This is a genomic window from Pseudolactococcus chungangensis CAU 28 = DSM 22330 (assembly GCF_002441885.1).
Lineage (GTDB): Bacteria > Bacillota > Bacilli > Lactobacillales > Streptococcaceae > Pseudolactococcus > Pseudolactococcus chungangensis.
The window spans coordinates 14,330-33,091 of sequence record NZ_JXJT01000011.1; the positions used below are offsets into that span (position 1 = coordinate 14,330).

General features: G+C 39.7%; 20 protein-coding genes and 1 pseudogene. 1 reads left to right on the forward strand and 20 read right to left on the reverse strand.

The features are described 5' to 3' along the window. The first annotated feature begins 82 nt into the window (after positions 1 to 82). Positions 83 to 817 (forward strand): 3-oxoacyl-ACP reductase, encoded by a 735-nt coding sequence (locus RR45_RS06045; protein WP_031366416.1) that lies wholly within the window; start codon positions 83 to 85, stop codon positions 815 to 817. A 72-nt stretch (positions 818 to 889) separates the two neighbouring features. Here RR45_RS06045 and folP read toward each other — a convergent pair whose 3' ends face one another. The 20 genes and pseudogenes from folP to RR45_RS06140 form a co-directional block, all read right to left on the reverse strand. Then, a complete protein-coding gene (gene folP / locus RR45_RS06050) occupies positions 890 to 2,317 on the reverse strand; it encodes a dihydropteroate synthase (RefSeq protein WP_084463483.1) in 1,428 nt (475 codons plus the stop codon). Continuing rightward, a complete protein-coding gene (gene folE, locus RR45_RS06055) occupies positions 2,314 to 2,889 on the reverse strand; it encodes a GTP cyclohydrolase I FolE (RefSeq protein ID WP_031366414.1) in 576 nt (191 codons plus the stop codon). Before folE ends, folP begins: the two co-directional genes overlap by 4 nt. A gap of 47 nt (positions 2,890 to 2,936) precedes the next feature. After that, on the reverse strand, positions 2,937 to 3,449 hold the full coding sequence (gene folK / locus RR45_RS06060) for a 2-amino-4-hydroxy-6-hydroxymethyldihydropteridine diphosphokinase (RefSeq protein WP_031366413.1): 513 nt from the start codon (positions 3,447 to 3,449) through the stop codon (positions 2,937 to 2,939). Continuing rightward, the gene (gene folB, locus RR45_RS06065; protein WP_072353636.1) at positions 3,442 to 3,804 is read right to left on the reverse strand and encodes a dihydroneopterin aldolase; all 363 of its coding nucleotides are present in this window, start codon (positions 3,802 to 3,804) and stop codon (positions 3,442 to 3,444) included. The genes folK and folB overlap by 8 nt, the downstream gene beginning before the upstream one ends. A gap of 141 nt (positions 3,805 to 3,945) precedes the next feature. Then, positions 3,946 to 4,215, reverse strand: a complete 270-nt coding sequence (rpsO, locus tag RR45_RS06070; protein WP_003139422.1) for a 30S ribosomal protein S15 — start codon at positions 4,213 to 4,215, stop codon at positions 3,946 to 3,948. A 152-nt stretch (positions 4,216 to 4,367) separates the two neighbouring features. Further along, positions 4,368 to 6,293: a Stk1 family PASTA domain-containing Ser/Thr kinase gene (pknB, locus tag RR45_RS06075; RefSeq protein ID WP_031366411.1), complete on the reverse strand. Its 1,926-nt coding sequence runs from the start codon at positions 6,291 to 6,293 to the stop codon at positions 4,368 to 4,370. A gap of 1 nt (position 6,294) precedes the next feature. Next, a complete protein-coding gene (locus RR45_RS06080; RefSeq protein ID WP_031366410.1) occupies positions 6,295 to 7,041 on the reverse strand; it encodes a Stp1/IreP family PP2C-type Ser/Thr phosphatase in 747 nt (248 codons plus the stop codon). A gap of 130 nt (positions 7,042 to 7,171) precedes the next feature. Continuing rightward, positions 7,172 to 8,485, reverse strand: a complete 1,314-nt coding sequence (gene rsmB, locus RR45_RS06085) for a 16S rRNA (cytosine(967)-C(5))-methyltransferase RsmB (protein ID WP_031366409.1) — start codon at positions 8,483 to 8,485, stop codon at positions 7,172 to 7,174. Next, entirely contained in the window at positions 8,478 to 9,416 is a 939-nt protein-coding gene (gene fmt / locus RR45_RS06090; RefSeq protein ID WP_031366408.1) for a methionyl-tRNA formyltransferase, read from the reverse strand. The genes rsmB and fmt overlap by 8 nt, the downstream gene beginning before the upstream one ends. A 157-nt stretch (positions 9,417 to 9,573) precedes the next feature. Further along, the gene (gene pflA / locus RR45_RS06095; RefSeq protein ID WP_031366407.1) at positions 9,574 to 10,362 is read right to left on the reverse strand and encodes a pyruvate formate-lyase-activating protein; all 789 of its coding nucleotides are present in this window, start codon (positions 10,360 to 10,362) and stop codon (positions 9,574 to 9,576) included. Positions 10,363 to 10,482: 120 nt separating this feature from the next. Beyond that, positions 10,483 to 11,205, reverse strand: a complete 723-nt coding sequence (locus RR45_RS06100) for a LytR/AlgR family response regulator transcription factor (RefSeq protein ID WP_244148307.1) — start codon at positions 11,203 to 11,205, stop codon at positions 10,483 to 10,485. 17 nt (positions 11,206 to 11,222) lie between these two features. Continuing rightward, positions 11,223 to 12,593 carry a sensor histidine kinase gene (locus tag RR45_RS06105; RefSeq protein WP_031366405.1) on the reverse strand — a complete coding sequence of 457 codons (1,371 nt, stop codon included), beginning with the start codon at positions 12,591 to 12,593 and terminating at the stop codon, positions 11,223 to 11,225. 352 nt (positions 12,594 to 12,945) lie between these two features. Further along, entirely contained in the window at positions 12,946 to 13,362 is a 417-nt protein-coding gene (locus RR45_RS06110) for a hypothetical protein (RefSeq protein WP_072353637.1), read from the reverse strand. A 270-nt stretch (positions 13,363 to 13,632) separates the two neighbouring features. Then, complete coding sequence (locus tag RR45_RS11635; protein ID WP_031366403.1) at positions 13,633 to 13,833, reverse strand: hypothetical protein; 201 nt, start codon at positions 13,831 to 13,833, stop codon at positions 13,633 to 13,635. Positions 13,834 to 13,840: 7 nt separating this feature from the next. Next, positions 13,841 to 14,244: pseudogene (locus tag RR45_RS06120) on the reverse strand (cysteine peptidase family C39 domain-containing protein); the annotation flags it as partial. Positions 14,245 to 14,421: 177 nt separating this feature from the next. Continuing rightward, entirely contained in the window at positions 14,422 to 14,556 is a 135-nt protein-coding gene (locus RR45_RS11525) for a hypothetical protein (RefSeq protein ID WP_280522682.1), read from the reverse strand. A 522-nt stretch (positions 14,557 to 15,078) separates the two neighbouring features. Then, entirely contained in the window at positions 15,079 to 15,273 is a 195-nt protein-coding gene (locus tag RR45_RS06125) for a hypothetical protein (RefSeq protein ID WP_143188751.1), read from the reverse strand. Between the two features lie 143 nt (positions 15,274 to 15,416). Further along, positions 15,417 to 17,144: a phosphoenolpyruvate--protein phosphotransferase gene (ptsP, locus tag RR45_RS06130; RefSeq protein ID WP_031366401.1), complete on the reverse strand. Its 1,728-nt coding sequence runs from the start codon at positions 17,142 to 17,144 to the stop codon at positions 15,417 to 15,419. A 2-nt stretch (positions 17,145 to 17,146) separates the two neighbouring features. Then, a complete protein-coding gene (locus RR45_RS06135) occupies positions 17,147 to 17,416 on the reverse strand; it encodes a phosphocarrier protein HPr (protein WP_003139450.1) in 270 nt (89 codons plus the stop codon). A gap of 303 nt (positions 17,417 to 17,719) precedes the next feature. Next, positions 17,720 to 18,748: a 3-deoxy-7-phosphoheptulonate synthase gene (locus tag RR45_RS06140; RefSeq protein WP_031366400.1), complete on the reverse strand. Its 1,029-nt coding sequence runs from the start codon at positions 18,746 to 18,748 to the stop codon at positions 17,720 to 17,722. Positions 18,749 to 18,762 lie beyond the last annotated feature (14 nt).

An 18,762-nucleotide genomic window follows, 5' to 3' on the forward strand; every position in this document is an offset into this window, starting at 1 on the left:
TAACCGGAAATAACATTGTTGCCGGTGTGTCGCCTAAGCTATGAGGCGTTTTTTTATATCTAATTTCAGATGAGGTATTTTCATGTTCCAAGTTATACAACACACCCCCCGAAAAATTCTTATTACCGGCTGCGCCTCAGGTATCGGTTTAGCTCAAAGCAAACTCTTTTTAGAAAATGGTGACCAGGTTTATGGCGTTGACAAGCAGACACCACAAACACACCATGAGTATCCCAATTTTTTCTTTTACCAGGCTGATTTAGCAGGTGATTTAACAGCGCTACTTGCTCAATTACCCCAAATCTTTGATGTGATTTGTCATACAGCAGGTATTTTGGACAATTACAAGCCTTTGCTTGAGACATCAGATGATGACTTTACTCAAATCTGGGCGAGCAATCTCAGTCCTGTCATAAAACTCACACGCCACTTTTTACCACACATGATTGAACAAAAATCAGGCATCATCGTTACCATGTGCTCGATTGCTAGTTTTGTTGCTGGTGGTGGAGGCGCTGCTTATACAACGAGTAAACATGCCTTGGCTGGCTTTACCAAGCAACTTGCTCTCGATTATGCACGGACAGGCGTACAGATTTTCGGCATTGCCCCAGGCGCAGTTCAAACTGGCATGACACGACAAGATTTCGAAACAAATAATGGCATGATGGCAGATTGGGTTGCAAGTGAAACACCAGTCGGACGGTGGGCACAGCCTTCTGAAGTTGCCGACCTGACAGCCTTTCTAGCCTCCGGAAAAGCAAGTTACATGCACGGCGAAATCGTTAAGATTGATGGCGGTTGGACGCTGAAATAGCTCTAAAAAGCTAGTAACAAAAATAAGTGAACAATCGCAATAAATAAAAACGCACATCGAGCCAGATCAGGCTTAATGTGCGTTTTTTAATAGTTCAACAAAACTTGTCATGTGGCGGGCTGATTTGACATCGTGAACCCGTAAAATTTTGGCACCTAAGCGATACATTTCGGTCGCTGCAACCAGCGACAGGTCAGATCGCTCATCTTTAGGCAAATCAAATAAAAATTTTGCCCAGCCTTTATTAGAAACGGCTGTCATAATCGGGCGTTTGAAAACTGTTAAGCGCTCAACCGCACGCATCATCGCCAAGTCTTGATACACATCCGAATTTTTCGAATAGCCTACACCCGGATCAAGCGCGATGCGCTCACGTGCAATCCCCGCTGCCTCAAGAGTAGCTAAATTATCCGTAAAAAAGGCAATCATATCTGATGCAATATCTGACGACAGCTCATTGTCCCTCGGGTTGAACATGGTGAGTAACCCGACAGCCGTTGTTGCCATAAGCGACAACTTCCTTGTATCATCTGTAAAGCCATTGACGTCATTGATAATGTCAGCGCCAGCATTTATCGCTGCGACCATGACCTCATACTTATAAGTATCGACAGCCACCACAGCGTAGGGGTGCGCTTTTTTGATACCTTGAATGACAGGTACTATCCGCGCAATCTCCTCCTCCGGTGTGAGTGGGACAAAACCAGGTCTTGTCGTTTGACCGCCGACCTCAATCACATCGGCACCATCAGCCAATTGCTGCGTCGCTTGCGCCAAAGAATCAGCGACACCACCGACGTGCTCGCCGTTATAGAAAGACTCAGGGCTGACATTCAAGACGCCATAAATCATACCAGTCTCTTGCGTCAAGTCATGACCATTTGCCTGCCAAATAATGTCGTCGTCCTGCAGTTTAGCAAGTAACCGTTTGGTGGCACGTCCACGGTGGTGGTAGTTGAGTTGTTCAGCAGTCGTCAGCTCGGCAATGGTTTGACCCGTTTCTGTCAGAAAAATCGTATCCAGACCTTTGCCAAATGTCCCCCGACTTTCAGATGAAATCGCCACGCCACCACGCCCCTCGACGGTGATAACATCATGATCAGGCGTTATCAAAACGAAAATCGCCGCCATATAGGCTGAGCGCTCATCCGCTGCACCGTATAAATCTAGTACATACTGATTTTCTGCCGCCACCGTTGTCAACCCTAGCGCCCTAAATTCTCGAGCAGTTGTCAAGCCAAATCGCTCTGGAAAGGCACGCAAAAACATGCCTGAATCGTCTGCTAACACATACTCTGTCGGAAGAAAACCGTGGATAAACTGGGCTTTGATGCGCGCATTTAAGGTTTGGTCATTCGTCGTTTCTGGAGGGAAGTCTTGCGCTGGCATAAGCTCACGATAGTTGATCAGCTCGATGCCATAGAGTTTGAAAAATTTGGCAACATCGGCGGTCTTAGCTGTATTATTTGATGCAAAAACAAGTCGACGCGGTAAAGTCATTTGCCACTCACTTTCATCATAAATTCTTGGCGTAAAAAGGCGTCTGTTTTCAAGATACCTTTATAAAGGCTAGTCGTTGTAAAGGTGCCTGGACGATTGATACCCCGCATTTCCATACACATATGGCGCGATTGGATATGAACAGCGACACCCTTAGGATGCACAATTCGCTGCATTTCTGAGCAAATCAATGCCGTTAGATTTTCTTGAACGCTCGGTCTACGAGCTGCCCAATCGACTAATCGAGGAATCTTACTCAAACCAATAATCTCACCATCTGGAACATAACCAACGGTTACCATCCCAAAAAACGGCAACAAGTGGTGCTCGCACATGGCATAGAATGGAATATCTGCGACGATGACCATATCTGAGTCTTGATCCGTCGGAAAGAGTTTATAATTGTCAAACTGCGTCTCACCAGTTGCCGAAAAAATTTCAGCATAGGCTTTAGCTACCCGCTTAGGTGTTTCGAGTAAGCCATCTCGATTAGGATTATCCCCAATCGCTTGCAGCAAATTTTTTGTGCCTGTTTCAAGCATTTCTTGATGTTCCTGAGAAAATTTCTTCATGCTATACTTTCTAATCTAAAATGTCGCCTCCAAAACCAAGTAGCGGGCTAAACAACATTGATAAGTGTTATCTCATATTTCGTGGGCTGAACCCAATTTTGGTCAGCAGTTTTGTCAAGTAATTGTCGTGCCAAAGTCGCGGTCGCAGCATCTGAAATGCGTTCAGCCACTTCCAGCAAGGGTTGCAAGACAAAACGACGATTTGCCATTTCAGCATGCGGAATGGTGAGTGTTTCACTCACCAGTCTCACATCACCGAAAAGTAAAATATCAAGGTCAATCTTTCTTGGCCCCCAATGAATGGTCTTGACCCGTTTCATGTCTTTTTCGATTTGCTGCGTCTGTGTTAATAACACCTCAGGCTTTAAAGTATCAGGTACCTCTAAGGCTAGTGCAATGTTATAAAAATCGTCCTGAACTACCTCACCGACCGGCTGTGTTTCATAAATTTTAGAAACACCTAGCACAGGGTATCGCTTGGTTAAGTGATTAACAGCTGTCTGTAAATTAGCCTGTCTATCCCCAAGATTTGTCCCGATGCTCAAATAAACCTTAGGCATGACTGCCCTCCACAGTAATGATAATGTCATCAAAGACCCCAGCAATCGGAACCGAGTATTTCTTAACTGAGAGTCGAATTTTTTCGGCTATTGGAAAAGCAGACAATAAGGCGTCTAATGCACCATTTGCCACCGACTCCATGAGGTTAAAATCATGTTGTGTCACATAATCTCGGATGGCGTCGTACACATCCGCATAGGAAATCGTCGTGGTGAGGTCGTCGTCCTTGACCCGATGCTCAATGTCATAATCGACGGTCACATCGACTGAAATCTGTTGACCCAGCGTCTTTTCTTCAGCAAAAACGCCATTGTGCGTGTAAAAACGCATATTTGTAATTTGTATTTGACCCACGGCTACTCCTTTGGGGGCAAAAATGATAGTTGCCCCGTTTTTTGTTTCAATAGTCCTATTTTATCATATTTTTAGCTTGCTTTCAGCTCCATAATCTCAGGCAAACAAAAAATCCCAATAAAATTAGGATTTTTCTTGTCATTAACGACGAAGACCAAGTGATGAAATCAATTCGCGGTAACGTGGGATATCTTTTTGACGCAAGTAAGCGAGCAAGTTACGACGGTGACCGATTTTTTTCATCAAGCCACGGTAAGTTGCGTGGTCTTTTTTATGATTTTGAATGTGTTCGTTAAGGTGGTTAATTTCCCAAGTCAAAACAGCGATTTGAACTTCAGGTGAACCAGTGTCACCTTCAGTACGCGCATATTGCTTGATGATTTCAGTTTTTTTCTCTTTTGAGATTGCCATTGTGTTTCTCCTTTTTATGATTGAGCTTGTGCTCAATTGATTTTATTGCTGTTTCCGTGCCAAACGTTTGGCGTTCGCTAAGCTCAGAACCAGTTGGTACTTTATCTATTATACAGCTTTTTTCAGAGCTGTCAACTCACATCGTTTTTTTATTATGGTTTTGATTGCGTTGTTGAACTTGCAGGTGTCGAGCTGGCAGATTGTGATGCTTTAGCATCCGCATCACTTTTAGCTTTTGAATCTTCAATTGATTTTGAAACCGAGGCAGACGCACTGGCGTCACTTTCTGACTTAGATTGAGACGCTGACTCAGATGCCGCTTTGCTTGCAGTTGCAGAGTCAAATTGCAATACCGTCAAAACAATCTTAGTATCTTTGATTTTAAATGTATCACCTTGTGCAGGAGTTGAACCAATGACATAACCATCTGCATTTTGGTCAGTCGTTTGCGTATATTCGACTGTGATATTTGTAGCAGGTACGCCCATATTTTGAAGTTCAGCCTTAATTGCCGCTACAGTCTTGATACTCAAACCATTATTCAGGTAGGTCGGCATAACCGCTTGATTACCTTCAGAAACTTGGAAAACAATATCATCCTTGCCGTCTAAATCAAATAGTTTATCTTTCCTAGGCGTTTGCTTGATGATTTTACCTGCATCAATACTATCAGACTTGACAAATTCTTTATTGATTCGGCTTTCATCCACATTATATTTGAGAATCAAATCATCAATCGCTTTATCAACATCCCAACCGACATAGTCTTTCAACTTGATAACATTGCCACCTTTTGACACATAAAGCGTGACACTTGATCCCTCTTTTTTAACTGTCTTAGCTTCTGGATTTGTCCGCGTTACCTTACCTTCATCCAAAACGCTGACTTCTTTAATCTCACTACCAACCTTTAATTTGCTATTTTTGAGCACTGTTTTCGCCTGAGCAACTGTCATCCCCGTCACATCAGGTACTTTCACTTCTTTAGGTGTCGTCAGAATAAGCGCTACCACCGCAAGCGCTAAAACAATTGCTACCACACCACCGATTATCACACCCCTAGGCACTCGCTTTTTCTTACTCGTGCCAACAAGTGGCTCAATGCCACCTGTTGTACCATCTCCTGCAGTATCTTGTGTCACCTTTGTTACCAATTTATCCGTATTACCATTATCCGGAATCAGCATTTTAGGCAGAATCTTTGTGGCATCTTCATCTTCGACAAAAGTTAATTTCGGGTCATGAGCATGGTCCAAACTCAAAGCAAGATTTAAATCACGACGCATATCCGTCACGTTCTCATAACGATCTGACAATTTTTTAGCCGTTGCCTTAATCACAACATTTTCAAGAGCCTGTGGTACATTTTTATTTTGATTAATGATACTTGGCAAGTTCTCTTGGAAATGCTTGAGAGCAATGGTAACAGCACTATCGCCATCGAAAGGAATCGAACCTGTCAACATCTCATAAATGATAATTCCTATCGCATAAAGATCACTTTGAGGTGTTGCGTTACCTCCGCGAGCTTGTTCCGGACTGAGGTAATGCACAGAACCAAACATAGAGTTTGTCTGTGTTAAAGATGTTTCAGACAACGCCTTAGCAATCCCAAAGTCTGTTACCTTAGCTGTACCGTCTTTTGTGATAAGAATATTTTGCGGTTTCAAATCACGATGAATAATGCCACTACTATGCGCTAAAGCCATAGCAGCTAAAATTTCATCACCAATTCTGATTGCCTCTTCATTGGCAAGCGGTGCGTGTTCATTGATATATTGTTTCAGCGTCAAGCCGTCAATATATTCCATGACAATGTATTGCTGATCATCTGCATCACCGACATCAGAGATGCCGACAATATTCGGATGATTCAATTCTGCCATGGCATAAGCCTCACGTTGAAAACGTGCAATCGCTAAACTGTCATTTTCAAAGTTTGAACGCAAAATTTTAATCGCGACCTGACGGTTATCTAGATAAGTATCTTCTGCCAAATAGACATTAGCCATACCGCCACGACCGATTTCTCTAATCACGCGATAACGATCTGCATAGATTTTTCCAATTTGTATCATCTTACAGATCTCCTTTATCAAATTTGACTAAAATAACCGTGATATTATCTAGACCACCATTTTCATTCGCAAGGGCAACTAGGGCTTGCGCTTGGTCGGTCACATCCTGATCATTATCTACAGTCTCTATGATTGTCTCAGCCGACACCATATTCGTCAAACCATCAGAGCTCATGATAATAATGTCATCTGCGTCAATTTCAAGCGTCAGGGTATCAACATCAATATCTGTCGGTTGGCCTAAAGAACGTGTAATAATATTCTTATTCGGGTGTTTTTCAGCCTCATCTGCCGTTATCTCACCAGCATCTACCAATTCTTGGACAAGCGAATGGTCACGTGTGATTCGGATTAATTCTCCATTTTTAATCACTTGTGTCCGAGAATCGCCAACATGAGCACTAATAATTTGATGTTTTTGAACGACGACTGCCTCAAGCGTCGTCCCCATCCCCTTATAATCATCCAATTTCCCAAGGTTTGCGATATTCTCATTTTCAGCGCGAATTTGAGCACGGAGCCATGACTCAATCTCATCAGAATGGCTCTCCCCTGTAAAATGAGTTGCTGCCCAGGCTTTACCAAGGTCCTCAACTGTCAATTTACTCGCCACATTACCGGCCTTATGGCCGCCCATACCATCTGCAAGCAGAAAAATCCGCTCACCCTGCTGATTTTCATAGGTGTCGGCATAATCCTGATTATTCATGCGTTTTTGCCCAACGTCTGACAAAATACTGTACTTCATTCAAGTCCTCATTCAAGTTATAAAAACAACGGTTTCATCCACTATCATTTTTAAACAATTTCATTTGAGATTAAGTGCATTTCAGCTTATCGCATTTTCAAAAAATGAAGTGCCTTAAGCCACATACATCTTATTTTTTGCACAATTTTGCTATGAAGAAACCATCCGTATGATAAGCATCTGGCGTGAGCATGATACAGCCGTTTTTTATGATATCGGCTTTTTCATGCGTCAAAGGCACTTGCTCAAATTCAGGATGTTTCGCCAAGAATTTTTCAATAACTTGGAAATTTTCTTCGTCAAAAATAGTACATGTACTATACACTATAGTACCACTACTTACAAGGGTTTTGCAAGTATTTTCTAGAATTTCAAGCTGAACTTTCTGTAAATTTACAAAATCAGTCGTTTCTTTTCGATACTTTATATCTGGTTTGCGACGAATTAGTCCCAGTCCTGAACACGGAGCATCAACCAAAATTTTATCAAAGCGTTCTGCACCAAATTTTTCAAAACTTTGACGCGCATCTAGTTGCGTCAAGCTAATTTTTTCTGCCTGGTGAAGACGCGTGGCATTTTGCTGAATCAAACGCAACTTATGAGTATATAAATCTAGCGCCTCGATATGTCCTTGTTCTGACAGATATTCAGCGATATGAACGGTCTTACCACCAGGTGCCGCACAAGCATCCAAAATCTTGTCAGCCGGTTGTGCATCTAATGCCACAGCGACTAATTGACTTGACTCATCTTGAATCGTGATTAACCCATCATTGAAATCAAGCAAGTCAGCAAAATGACCTGATTTTGCCACAATCCCTGTCGGAGAGAGTTCTGATTTTTCAATATCAAACATTTGTGATAACTTGTGAAATTCAGTTTCGACATCTGTTAATGTCGTATTCACGCGCAAACTCGCACGACTCGGCTCTTCCAAACTCTTAAAAATTTGACGTGTCTTTTCAAATCCAAACTGTGTCACAAATTTTTGTGTTAACTCAGCTGGCATCGAATATTGAATACCTAATTTTTCCGTTGAATCTGAAATCTCATCAAAAGACCTGAGGTCTGCACGCGTAAAATTACGGAGTACACCGTTGACAAAACCTGATAATCTTTGATCACCTTGTTTTTTCGCAATCTTTACCGCTTCATCAACCGCAGCTGATGTCGGAATACGATCCATATAAATCATCTGATAAACCGTCATGGCTAACAGATTTTTTACCCATTTCTTAGTCTTTTTGACATAAGGCTTGGTATACCAGTCCAACGTGATTTTTTTTGAAATCGTACCATAAACAAGCTGTGTCACCAACTTTTTATCTAGCTCAGTCAAATGCTCTGATTTGATTTTTTCATTAAGTGCAATATTGGCATAAGCACCATTGTTTAATACATCATTAATGACAGAAAGCGCCACTCGGCGCGGATTATTACTCAAATTGATCTCCGATATTTATATTTTTTCCTAAACCATTTAGGAAATCTTGGATAGGCATCTTAGGCTTACCTGCTGGCTGTACAATCGTTAAGCTGATAGCCCCTTTTTTTGTGGCAATGATTAAACTTTTTTTCGTCTTTTCAATCACTTGACCTGGAATACCATTGACATGACTTGAATCAGCCAATGCGACCTCATGAAGTTTAAAACGCATCCCTTGCCAAATCGTGTGCGCAACTGGCCACGGATACATGCCACGCACTTGATTGAAAATATCGCGCGCAGAAAGCTGCCAATCAATCCGTTCTTCTTCTGGTGTGATATTAGGTGAAAAGGTGACTTTTGTTTCATCCTGTGGCTGTGGTTTGAGATTACCTGCCAGATAATCTGGTAAAGTATCTAGCAGAAGTTCCCGACCGACAAGACTGAGTTTTTCAAACATCGTGCCCACATTATCAGCTTCGGTAATCGGAATGGCACGTTGCGAAATCATATCACCTGCATCCATTTTTTTTACCATTTCCATGATTGTCACACCAGCCTCTTGATCCCCTTTGATGATGGCATAATGGACAGGTGCACCACCGCGATACTTGGGCAAAAGACTAGCATGAACATTGACAGCATGTTTAACAGAATTAAGCAAACGTTCTGGTAAAAATTGACCAAATGCCGCTGTCACGATCATATCTGCACCTAATGTCATCAACTCTGCCATTTCCTCAGAACCCGAGATTTTCTCAGGCTGATAAACTGGCAACTTATGCCGCAAAGCAGCCTCCTTGACGGGTGTCATCTTAATTTCTTTTTTACGACCAACTGCCCGATCCGGTTGCGTGACAACTGCTAACACCTCATAGCCTTTCTCAACTAGCCCCTCTAAAACAGGTACTGAAAAAGCTGGTGTTCCCATGAAAATTATTTTTGTCATTGAATCTGTCTTTCTATGCTTGATTTTAAAAAGTGTCTAACTTTATTATATCACGCTTTGCTTTCATAAACTAATAGCGTCCTACGTCATCTAAAAAATCGAAGTAACAGATACCTCGATTTCTCATTTTTCAACCCAGTTCACTACCTTAGGATACCTATCTGCTCACGCGCTCCAGATATTTTTTATAATTTTCTGTCTGTAAGAGTGAATTGGCATTGGCGACACGCTCGCTACTTGGTGGTTTGACACCAATCAGCGGATAATCCCACCCTAACTCTCTCCACTTGAACTCCCCCATCGTATGGTAGGGCAAGACTTCAAATTTTTCAACATTTGACAATGTCTTGACATAGTCACCTAATGCTTGTAAATCTTCATCAAAATCTGTTTCACCTGGTACCAGAACATGGCGAATCCATACAGGAACCTGCTTATCTGATAAATAACGTGAAAAAGCGATAATATTATCATTCTTATGACCAGTCAAGTCATAATGTCTGATCTCATTAATCTCTTTAATATCGAGCAAGACTAAATCAGTCACAGCGAGCAGTTTATCCACTTTCGCTAATGTTTCTGGTTTGGTTGAAAAAGGCTGCCCACATGTATCTAGTGTGCAATGTATGCCAAGGGATTTTGCTTTCGTAAACAAAGCCGTCACAAAGTCCATTTGCAACATGGCCTCGCCGCCAGAGACCGTAATCCCACCACGACTGCCCCAAAACGATTTAAACTTCATCGCTTCAGCAAGAACTTCATCAACCGTTCGCTCTTTTGCCTTGCTATTACTCATTGCCCATGTGTCTGGATTGTGGCAAAACTTACAACGCATTTTACAGCCTTGCATAAAAATAACAAAGCGAACACCTGGTCCATCAACACTACCGAAACTTTCTGTCGAATGGACAAGTCCTGTCACATTTCCTATATTTTCCATCTTCATCACCACTTTCTTAATCAGACCTCTGAAAACGACACCTGTCAAGATTCACACGAATCTATTTTTTTAGAGTTATCCTACCTCTATTTTACGTTATTTTGAAAACGTTGACAAATGTTATCCCTATCTTTTTAGCCAAACTTGTTCCAATCGTTTAAAACCTGCTCGAGATACTGGAATTTCTGTATCATCCTCTAGCACAATGATTTTTTCTCTTTTATAAATTTTTTTAATGAAAGATTGATTTACCAAAAAAGAACGATGCACCCGCACCAAGTGATTAGACATCTTTTCAATCTCATTCATATTGCCATACATGGTCAAGGTTTCACCATCCATTTGCAAAAGTAATTTATGCGCAATTCCAGTCGTTTCAAAGTATCGAATTTCGGCATATAACGCTTCAATAACCTTACCTGTTCGTGTTTTATAAGAAAATACTTCATTCAAAGGTTTAAGGCGATTAATCATGATATAGTGATCAATATTTGCTATAATCCTCTCGTCAAAAACTTCTTGTGGTAAAATTTTATCAATAAAATCATGTGCATTCACCCTATACTCATAAGTAATAGATGCAAACTCATTGTGCGTCGTGACAAAAGAAATTTGTCCAATTGCGTCTAGTTTACGAATCTTTTCAGCAATTTCTAAACCAGCATTTTGATTGCCTTTTATAGCAATATCCAAGAAATAAATATTATTTCGGGAACTTTCTTCAAGTGATGCTAAAAGATCCCGTGAGCGATCACACGTGACAATATCTTCAACCGGGTATTTCTTTTGCTGCAAATAGTTTTTTATCAAACTCTCCAACCGAAATTGTTGAACAATTTCATCTTCCAATATATAAACTTTCATCCTCAACTCATCTCTAATTCGATTCTAAATTTATAATTTTTAGCCTGTATCCGATAACTGACACTTGGGTAATTGCTAGTAATAGCATCTAAATTGGCAAGGCCATGACCGCGATGTGCCCCTTTTGTTGAATAGCCTTCCTCAAATATCAAAGGTATCGGCAACTTTTCTTGAACCATATCATTTTCTATCACGTAATATCTCGTCAACCCTTTATTAAAAATAGCTACTTTAATAACTGCCTTATCTACTTCAGTTTCAACTGCTGCATCAATGGCATTATCCAATGCAATACCAATTAACCTAACAATATCCAGTTTTTCTACTCGTATATTATCAATGACCCCTGGTATCTCTAACTCAACTGTAACATTCCTCATTTCAGCTTGTAATATCTTTGCGGAAAGGACACTCTTTAACTCTAAAACAGTGATATTAGAAAGTTTCGCAACTTCTTTTCGATTTTCTTCAAGGATGATGCTACTCTTTTCCAGAATTTCACCGTAGGTTTTTCTAACTGCCTCTATTTCCTGCGTTTCAATTGTTTCACGCATCGACACAAGAATATTCGTAAAATCATGTCGAAACATACGAACAGATTGATAAGATTTATCTACTTCCTGCGTGTAAGTTGCTAACCCTGACAGCAGGCGATCTTTATAAATCAATAATTTGCTGTTCTCCCATTCTTTATACTTGACATTAATTAAATGAAGCATCATAAAAAACAAGAATACGTAGATAAAAACAACATATCTAAAATTGAAACGGCTACCGAAATCTGATAATCTGACAAAATTGTTATAGAGATAAAAAAATATCATAATAATTTCTGAAAAAACAATCAACTTATTTTGCTCTTGTTCAAAGTCACGTTCCCTCTTAAATTCCTCCAGGTTGTCTTCTGAATCCCCAAAATCCGACTCCCACTCTTGATCTGCAATGATAAGCTGTTTGGGATTGATTGCCAAACACTTTAATAATATAAAATAAGACGGTATGACACAAAAATCACCGATCACGCCACAAATGATATCATCTTTGATTTTAAAAATATGTCTAACAATAAAGATAGAAATAAACATTTTTACAAAGTAGCAGAACGTTAGTGTAAACATCGTTAGAAAAGTATTCACTTTAAAATCTTTGTTTCTGAAATGCTGTAAAAGCGAGATATACATGACCAGTTCTATGAGAAAGCGAAACCAACCATGATGAACCGCAACACTCAGTAAAACAATAAGTAATTCAACAATACAAAAAATCGAGAACGACACAAATTTTATCTTCAGTACACTAAAATGGTATAAAATATAAGAACCATTTAGCATATATAAAATCAAAGTTAAAGCAAGCAACAGTATATCTAACATCACTTTATCACCTGAAACAAACTAGAAAACGGTATCAAAACAAAACATTTTCTCCCGCCCTGAATATTGGCGAGATCACGTTCACACATCTCCAAAAAATTGTCAAGTTGCTTAAATACTTTTATTTTTTTATCCATTTAATTTCCCCCTTTATCACATCTTTTGAGCTCCCCTAACTCTTTTATAACTTTTGTCTTATCTCATTTCCTGAAAATAACGATTATATTTTTAAAAATACTGGACATTCGCGCTAGCAAGTCACCTTTCCAAATTATCTAAGAAATTATTGAATTGTCCAACAATTCATCCTGAAAGAAAACTAGACACGACCGTCTAGTTCCTCATGTCAGATTTACCACCCTTGAATTAAAGCAACTATCATCATAATCACTAAAGGCGATGCTAAAAGTAAGGCGATAACGATATTGCGTTTCCAATGCGTTGCATCTGGTATAGCATGCTTAGCATCCGAGATGCGCGCCACACTATTTTGCCACAATTCCTCATGTGTATACCGATCTTTTTCATTGAGGATAACTGTGCCATCATCTTGAATGTCAAACTGATTACCGAAAAAAGTAATGCTCGGCGATACAGCAATCGTTCGACGCGTCCCCTTAGTCACTGCTTTATCTCCAGCTAAGGCGTTTTCGTATTGTTGGAGATAGTGAGAAGGTAAGTACCGACGCTCACCATTGTCAAAATCAAGCATGATGAAATTGTTAGGTAACATCGCAGCTTTTTTTACTTTAGGCATTGTTTCATTCATTCTTTTTCTCCTGAATTCCTAAATATAGACACAGCATTAGCCATTTCTATACTTTCTCCGAATGCAACGTACACTTTACGGTGATTTATCTTCCCCACCCTTACTTCATCACAAGATAATATCAATCCAGTCATCAAATAATGGTCCATAGCTATCTAAGAAAACGTTTTCTTAGATAATTTCTTTTCATTCTAACACAAATCTTTTTTATTGCCAATGTAAAATCGGGACATATTTCAAACAAACAAAGCAATTATACTCTATCTAGCATCAATGTCCATCAAAGAATTTATCCAGATAATATTGAAAGAAAGTCTTTTTATCAACGACACCAGAAACTCTTCCTTGTAAGCCATAAATTAATTGTTTTCTTTCTGGTGCCTTAGAAGTGACTTGTGCTTTGACTTGAAAAAAATTATGTCCTTTAATTTGGGTAGCAGATTTAGCAATTGATTTAATTTGACCTGTCAAAATGAGTTATAGCTACCCCTGTCCATTCAGCCGAAAATTTTTCTTTCGACATTTTCATCACACCCACATCAGGATCCGGATCAGCAATAATGAGTTTATCTTTTTTAGCACCATATACCACATAGTAATGTAACAACTTATCATCTTTAGTCACATGCGCAATAAATGGATAAGGTATTTCTGTTAGCTCAAAAAGCGTCATATCTGCTTGAAGTACACGCGTCTCAAAATTAAGCACTTGAGCCGTCTTAACAATTCCAAGAGCTGTAGTCCCTTCCATATCAGTTTTGGCTAGCTCACGTAGGTGCGCTAAAAAAAATGTGAACCGTAATGTTTAGCAACCGTCGCAAGTACTGCAACACCACAATCTCGTGTATCAACTTGTCGGACATATTGATATCTTTTTAACATTTTCACCACCTTTCATTCGTTATATCGGTCAAATTCTATTTCAATAATTTATCAAAAGAAACATGAAGTATCTCTCCCAGCTGTACCACCGTCGCAACACTCGGTTCACGCACCTTTTTTCCCACTATCTCACCGCTTGTTTGCTGACAAAAAGCGCTCGAGCTAACATCGTCTGAGTCATCTGGTGTTCAACTCTTGCTTGTTTAATGTTATCCCTAATATACCACCACTAACAAATGTCAATTCTTGCTCATTTAATTGTCTGAATACCGTGTTCTCAATAGTTGTCATCGCATCTCCCTCATCAACCATCTCTATTCTCTTATTTTACACGAAAAAAAATTATTTTTTCCAAGATGCCAAAAACGGACGAAAATATGCCACGAATAACCTAAAATTTGTATGAATGACCAAAATATACCACGAATGACATGCAGTATTTCTCATTTAGTACAAAAAAACGTTCAAACTTTTTATTTGAACATTTCCTTACTTTATTCTATCTAAATAATATGATAAGTATAGACATTTAAAAGATATGTCGCATAATAGATTGGCAACCAAGATCGTTTTATTATCTTTCTATTGAAAATGATTAGACTGTGATTTTCGAAACTTTTCTTAATCACATGACGATAACCGCAGATATTCGCCACTCAGGCAGTAGTAATTGTTGTTTTTGTTTATCAATTATGACATAATCATCTCCAATCTCAACTATATCATTCGAACTATACGGATTATCAGAAATAAAATACTCCCTCCAATTTTGTGCAGTTGCGTCTTGTATCGTCAGTTTAAATTATTTTTCTTTGATAAGAGTTGCTGAATTTTTTATATCAATGTCATATTAACTGCCCTTTCCTTATTCAAAAAAAGTGAAATACCACAAGCAATACCGATGATAACAGGCAAATGAAGTGATTGACGAAATACAATAGGTGTCACGATTTCAGAGACTAACATCAACACTGTCAAGACAGCTATCGTCCCATGGATAAAATTAAAATTATTTTTTCTTCTTAGCATTTGAACAACCATTTACTGTACCCATTACAAAACCAACCACTAAAATGCCTCAATACCCAAAATGGCATTTCACACTTCAATTTAAGTGAAAATCAAAAAAGCCAGTCACTTTCGCGACTAGCTCTGTTTTGATTATTTATTGTTTATTTTGTATAATCTTCAACCAAAGCAACAACTTCTTCCATTGTTGCACATTCAGTCAAGGCTTTGTTAGCCAATTCTTGCATTTTCGCAGTGTCAAGACGTTTCATCAAGCTACGTGTTTGTAGGATTGATGTCGCTGACATTGAGAATTCGTCAAGTCCCATACCAACTAAAAGTGGTACAGCAGTTTGGTCACCAGCCATTTCGCCACACATACCAGCCCATTTACCTTCTGCATGCGCTGCTTTAATCACGTTATTGATTAAGCGCAAGATTGAAGGGTTATAAGGTTGGTAAAGGTAAGAAACTTGTTCATTCATACGGTCAGCTGCCATCGTGTATTGGATGAGGTCGTTTGTACCGATTGAGAAGAAGTCTACTTCTTTAGCAAATTGGTCAGCAAGCATTGCTGCTGCTGGGATTTCGATCATGATACCCACTTGAATATCATCAGCAACTGCCACGCCTTCAGCGAGCAAGTTTGCTTTTTCTTCATCGAAAAGTTTTTTAGCTGCACGGAACTCAGTTACGAGTGCAACCATTGGGAACATGATCCGAAGTTTACCATGAACAGATGAACGAAGCAAAGCACGTAATTGTGTGCGGAACATCGCGTCGCCACCTTCAGACAAGCTGATACGAAGCGCACGGTAACCAAGGAATGGGTTCATTTCTTTCGGAAGATCGAAATAAGGCAATTCTTTGTCACCACCGATGTCCATCGTACGGACAACAACTGGTTTACCATTCATGCCTTCAAGCACTGCTTTGTAGGCTTCATATTGTTCATCTTCAGTTGGGAAGTCTTGTGAGTCCATGTAAAGGAACTCAGTACGGTATAAACCGACTGCTTCACCACCATTGTCATTCACACCGACGACGTCTTTAGGTGTCCCAATATTGGCAGCCAATTCAAAGTGTTTACCATCAGCAGTCATTGTTTCAGCGTCTTTAAGTAAAGCCCATTCTGCTTTTTGATCAGCATAAGCTTTACCAGCAGCGATAAATTCAGCTTGTTCAGTTTCTGTTGGGTCAATGATCACATCACCAGTGATACCGTTGACAGCCAAAAGTTGACCATCAGTCACAAGTGTTGTGATGTTATTTGTACCAAGTACTGCAGGGATTTCTAGCGTACGAGCCATGATTGCTGAGTGACTTGTCCGTCCGCCGATATTTGTAATAAAGGCTTTAACAAATTTTTTGTCAAGTTGCGCTGTGTCAGATGGTGTCAAATCATGTGCAACGACGATCACTTCTTGATCAATTGTTGCAGGACTTGGCAATTTCTTGCCAAGCAGATTTGCAAGCACACGTTTTGTAACGTCTTTGATGTCAGCAGCACGTTCTTGCATGTACGGGTTATCTTCCATACCTTCGAAAATCGCAATAAACATATCTGTCACTTCTTTAAGTGCTGTTTCTGCGTTTGTTTTCTTAGCGCGAATCGTTTCTTTAATTTGACCAATCATTTCTGGATCTGCAAGCACCATCAAATGTGCGTCAAAGACCGCTGCCGCTTCGTTTCCTAGGCTTTCTACAGCTTTCTCACGGATAACGTTAAGCTCGCCTGTGCTTGCTTCAAGAGCAGCATCCAAGCGAGCTTCCTCGTTGTCAGTATTTTCGACAGTAACTGTCTCAAATGACAAATCCGGTTGAACAAGTAGATAAGCTTTGGCAACTGCAACACCGCTAGACGCGGCAATACCTGTAAGCTTCTCTGCCATGATTATTCTCCAGCCAATCCTTCTTTTGTCATTGTTTCAGTGATCGCAGCGATTGCATCGTCAGCGTCTGCACCTTCAGCAGAAATTGTAACGTCAGCACCTTGACCAACACCAAGTGACATAACGCCCATGATTGATTTAAGGTTAACTGATTTACCTTTATATTCAAGGTTGATGTCAGAAGTGAATTTTGAAGCTGCTTGTACAAGCAAAGTTGCAGGACGTGCGTGGATACCTGTTTCAGCTACGATGTGAAAATCTTTAGATGCCATGATTGCATTCTCCTTAGTTTTTTCGATATTTTTGACTTTAGTTATATTTCAAAGCCATCACAACAATAGTTTATCATAAAATGAAAAGGTTTGCAATAAAAATGCAACAATTATTTATAAAGTGTGCTATACCAGTTTTTCAATGACACTTGCTACTTTTCATTGAAATACTATCAAACTGAGGTATAACCTTTATGAAAAACTCTTGACTTATTATCTCTAATTATCAATAAATCTCTGAACTGTTTTATATCATTTAAAATTGACATAAGAAAAGAGGCATTTACCTCTATTTTCTTCGGATTATTTCAAAGTCTCATAAATTTCATTAACTAATGTTTCTGTCTTATCCCATCCAAGACATGGATCAGTAATAGATTGACCAAATACTTTAGGTGCATCTTGACGACCATCTTCTAAATAAGATTCAATCATAAAGCCACGTACTGTTTGCTCAATTTTATCATTCCAATCGCGATTAATCAGGGTTTGACGTACAATGCGGATTTGTTCAAGAAATTGTTTGCCAGAGTTATCATGGTTAGTATCTACCATGATGAAAGGATTTTTGAGACCCATTTTTTCATAAGTGTCAATTGCTTTGAGCAAATTATCGTAATAGTAATTCGGTTCGTTTTCACCGTGCTCATTTGTTGCACCGCGCAAAATCACATGAGCCAAAGGATTACCATCAGTATCTACTTCAGCGTTGCCAAACAAGAAATTTTGTTTGTTTTGTGCTGCATGAATGGCATTAAACATCACACTCAAGTTGCCAGATGTTGGATTCTTCATACCTGTTGGTGCATCGATACCTGAAGCTACAAAACGATGTTCCTGATCCTCTACAGACCGTGCGCCAATCGCATGGTAGCTGACTAAATCATCGACCATGCGTAAGTTAGAAGGGTAGAGCATTTCGTCAGCGGTTGTCAAACCAGTCTGCGTAATCACTTTATAATGTAGGTCACGAACAGCCTGAATGCCATTGATGAGATCTGGTAATTTTGATGTATCTGGTTGATGCATTAAGCCTTTGTAGCCATCACCATTGGTCCGAGGTTTAGCCGTGTAGACACGCATCACCATAAAGACCTTATCCTTCACTTGCTCTTGTAACTTAGCTAAGCGATGGGCGTACTCTAGGACCGCAGATTCATTATCTGATGAACAAGGACCAATGACCAGCAAAATACGGTCATCTTCTCCTTTGATGATACGTTCTAACTCAGCATCACGTGCTTCTTTTTTAGCTAAAATATCACCTTCTAATTTAGCATGTGATTTAACTGATGCGATGTCAATTGTTGCACCTTTTTGATGAATTCCCATTTTTAATTTTCTTT

Excerpts from the sequence above, each read along its gene's own strand:
- RR45_RS06045 (WP_031366416.1), top strand. The coding sequence starts at position 83 with ATGTTCCAAGTTATACAACACACCCCCCGAAAAATTCTTATTACCGGC.
- folP (WP_084463483.1), bottom strand. The coding sequence starts at position 2,317 with ATGACTTTACCGCGTCGACTTGTTTTTGCATCAAATAATACAGCTAAG.
- folE (WP_031366414.1), bottom strand. The coding sequence starts at position 2,889 with ATGAAGAAATTTTCTCAGGAACATCAAGAAATGCTTGAAACAGGCACA.
- folK (WP_031366413.1), bottom strand. The coding sequence starts at position 3,449 with ATGCCTAAGGTTTATTTGAGCATCGGGACAAATCTTGGGGATAGACAG.
- rpsO (WP_003139422.1), bottom strand. The coding sequence starts at position 4,215 with ATGGCAATCTCAAAAGAGAAAAAAACTGAAATCATCAAGCAATATGCG.
- pknB (WP_031366411.1), bottom strand. The coding sequence starts at position 6,293 with ATGATACAAATTGGAAAAATCTATGCAGATCGTTATCGCGTGATTAGA.
- RR45_RS06080 (WP_031366410.1), bottom strand. The coding sequence starts at position 7,041 with ATGAAGTACAGTATTTTGTCAGACGTTGGGCAAAAACGCATGAATAAT.
- fmt (WP_031366408.1), bottom strand. The coding sequence starts at position 9,416 with ATGACAAAAATAATTTTCATGGGAACACCAGCTTTTTCAGTACCTGTT.
- pflA (WP_031366407.1), bottom strand. The coding sequence starts at position 10,362 with ATGAAGATGGAAAATATAGGAAATGTGACAGGACTTGTCCATTCGACA.
- RR45_RS06105 (WP_031366405.1), bottom strand. The coding sequence starts at position 12,593 with ATGTTAGATATACTGTTGCTTGCTTTAACTTTGATTTTATATATGCTA.
- RR45_RS06110 (WP_072353637.1), bottom strand. The coding sequence starts at position 13,362 with ATGAATGAAACAATGCCTAAAGTAAAAAAAGCTGCGATGTTACCTAAC.
- RR45_RS11525 (WP_280522682.1), bottom strand. The coding sequence starts at position 14,556 with ATGGTTGATGAGGGAGATGCGATGACAACTATTGAGAACACGGTATTC.
- RR45_RS06125 (WP_143188751.1), bottom strand. The coding sequence starts at position 15,273 with ATGCTAAGAAGAAAAAATAATTTTAATTTTATCCATGGGACGATAGCT.
- ptsP (WP_031366401.1), bottom strand. The coding sequence starts at position 17,144 with ATGGCAGAGAAGCTTACAGGTATTGCCGCGTCTAGCGGTGTTGCAGTT.
- RR45_RS06135 (WP_003139450.1), bottom strand. The coding sequence starts at position 17,416 with ATGGCATCTAAAGATTTTCACATCGTAGCTGAAACAGGTATCCACGCA.
- RR45_RS06140 (WP_031366400.1), bottom strand. The coding sequence starts at position 18,748 with ATGGGAATTCATCAAAAAGGTGCAACAATTGACATCGCATCAGTTAAA.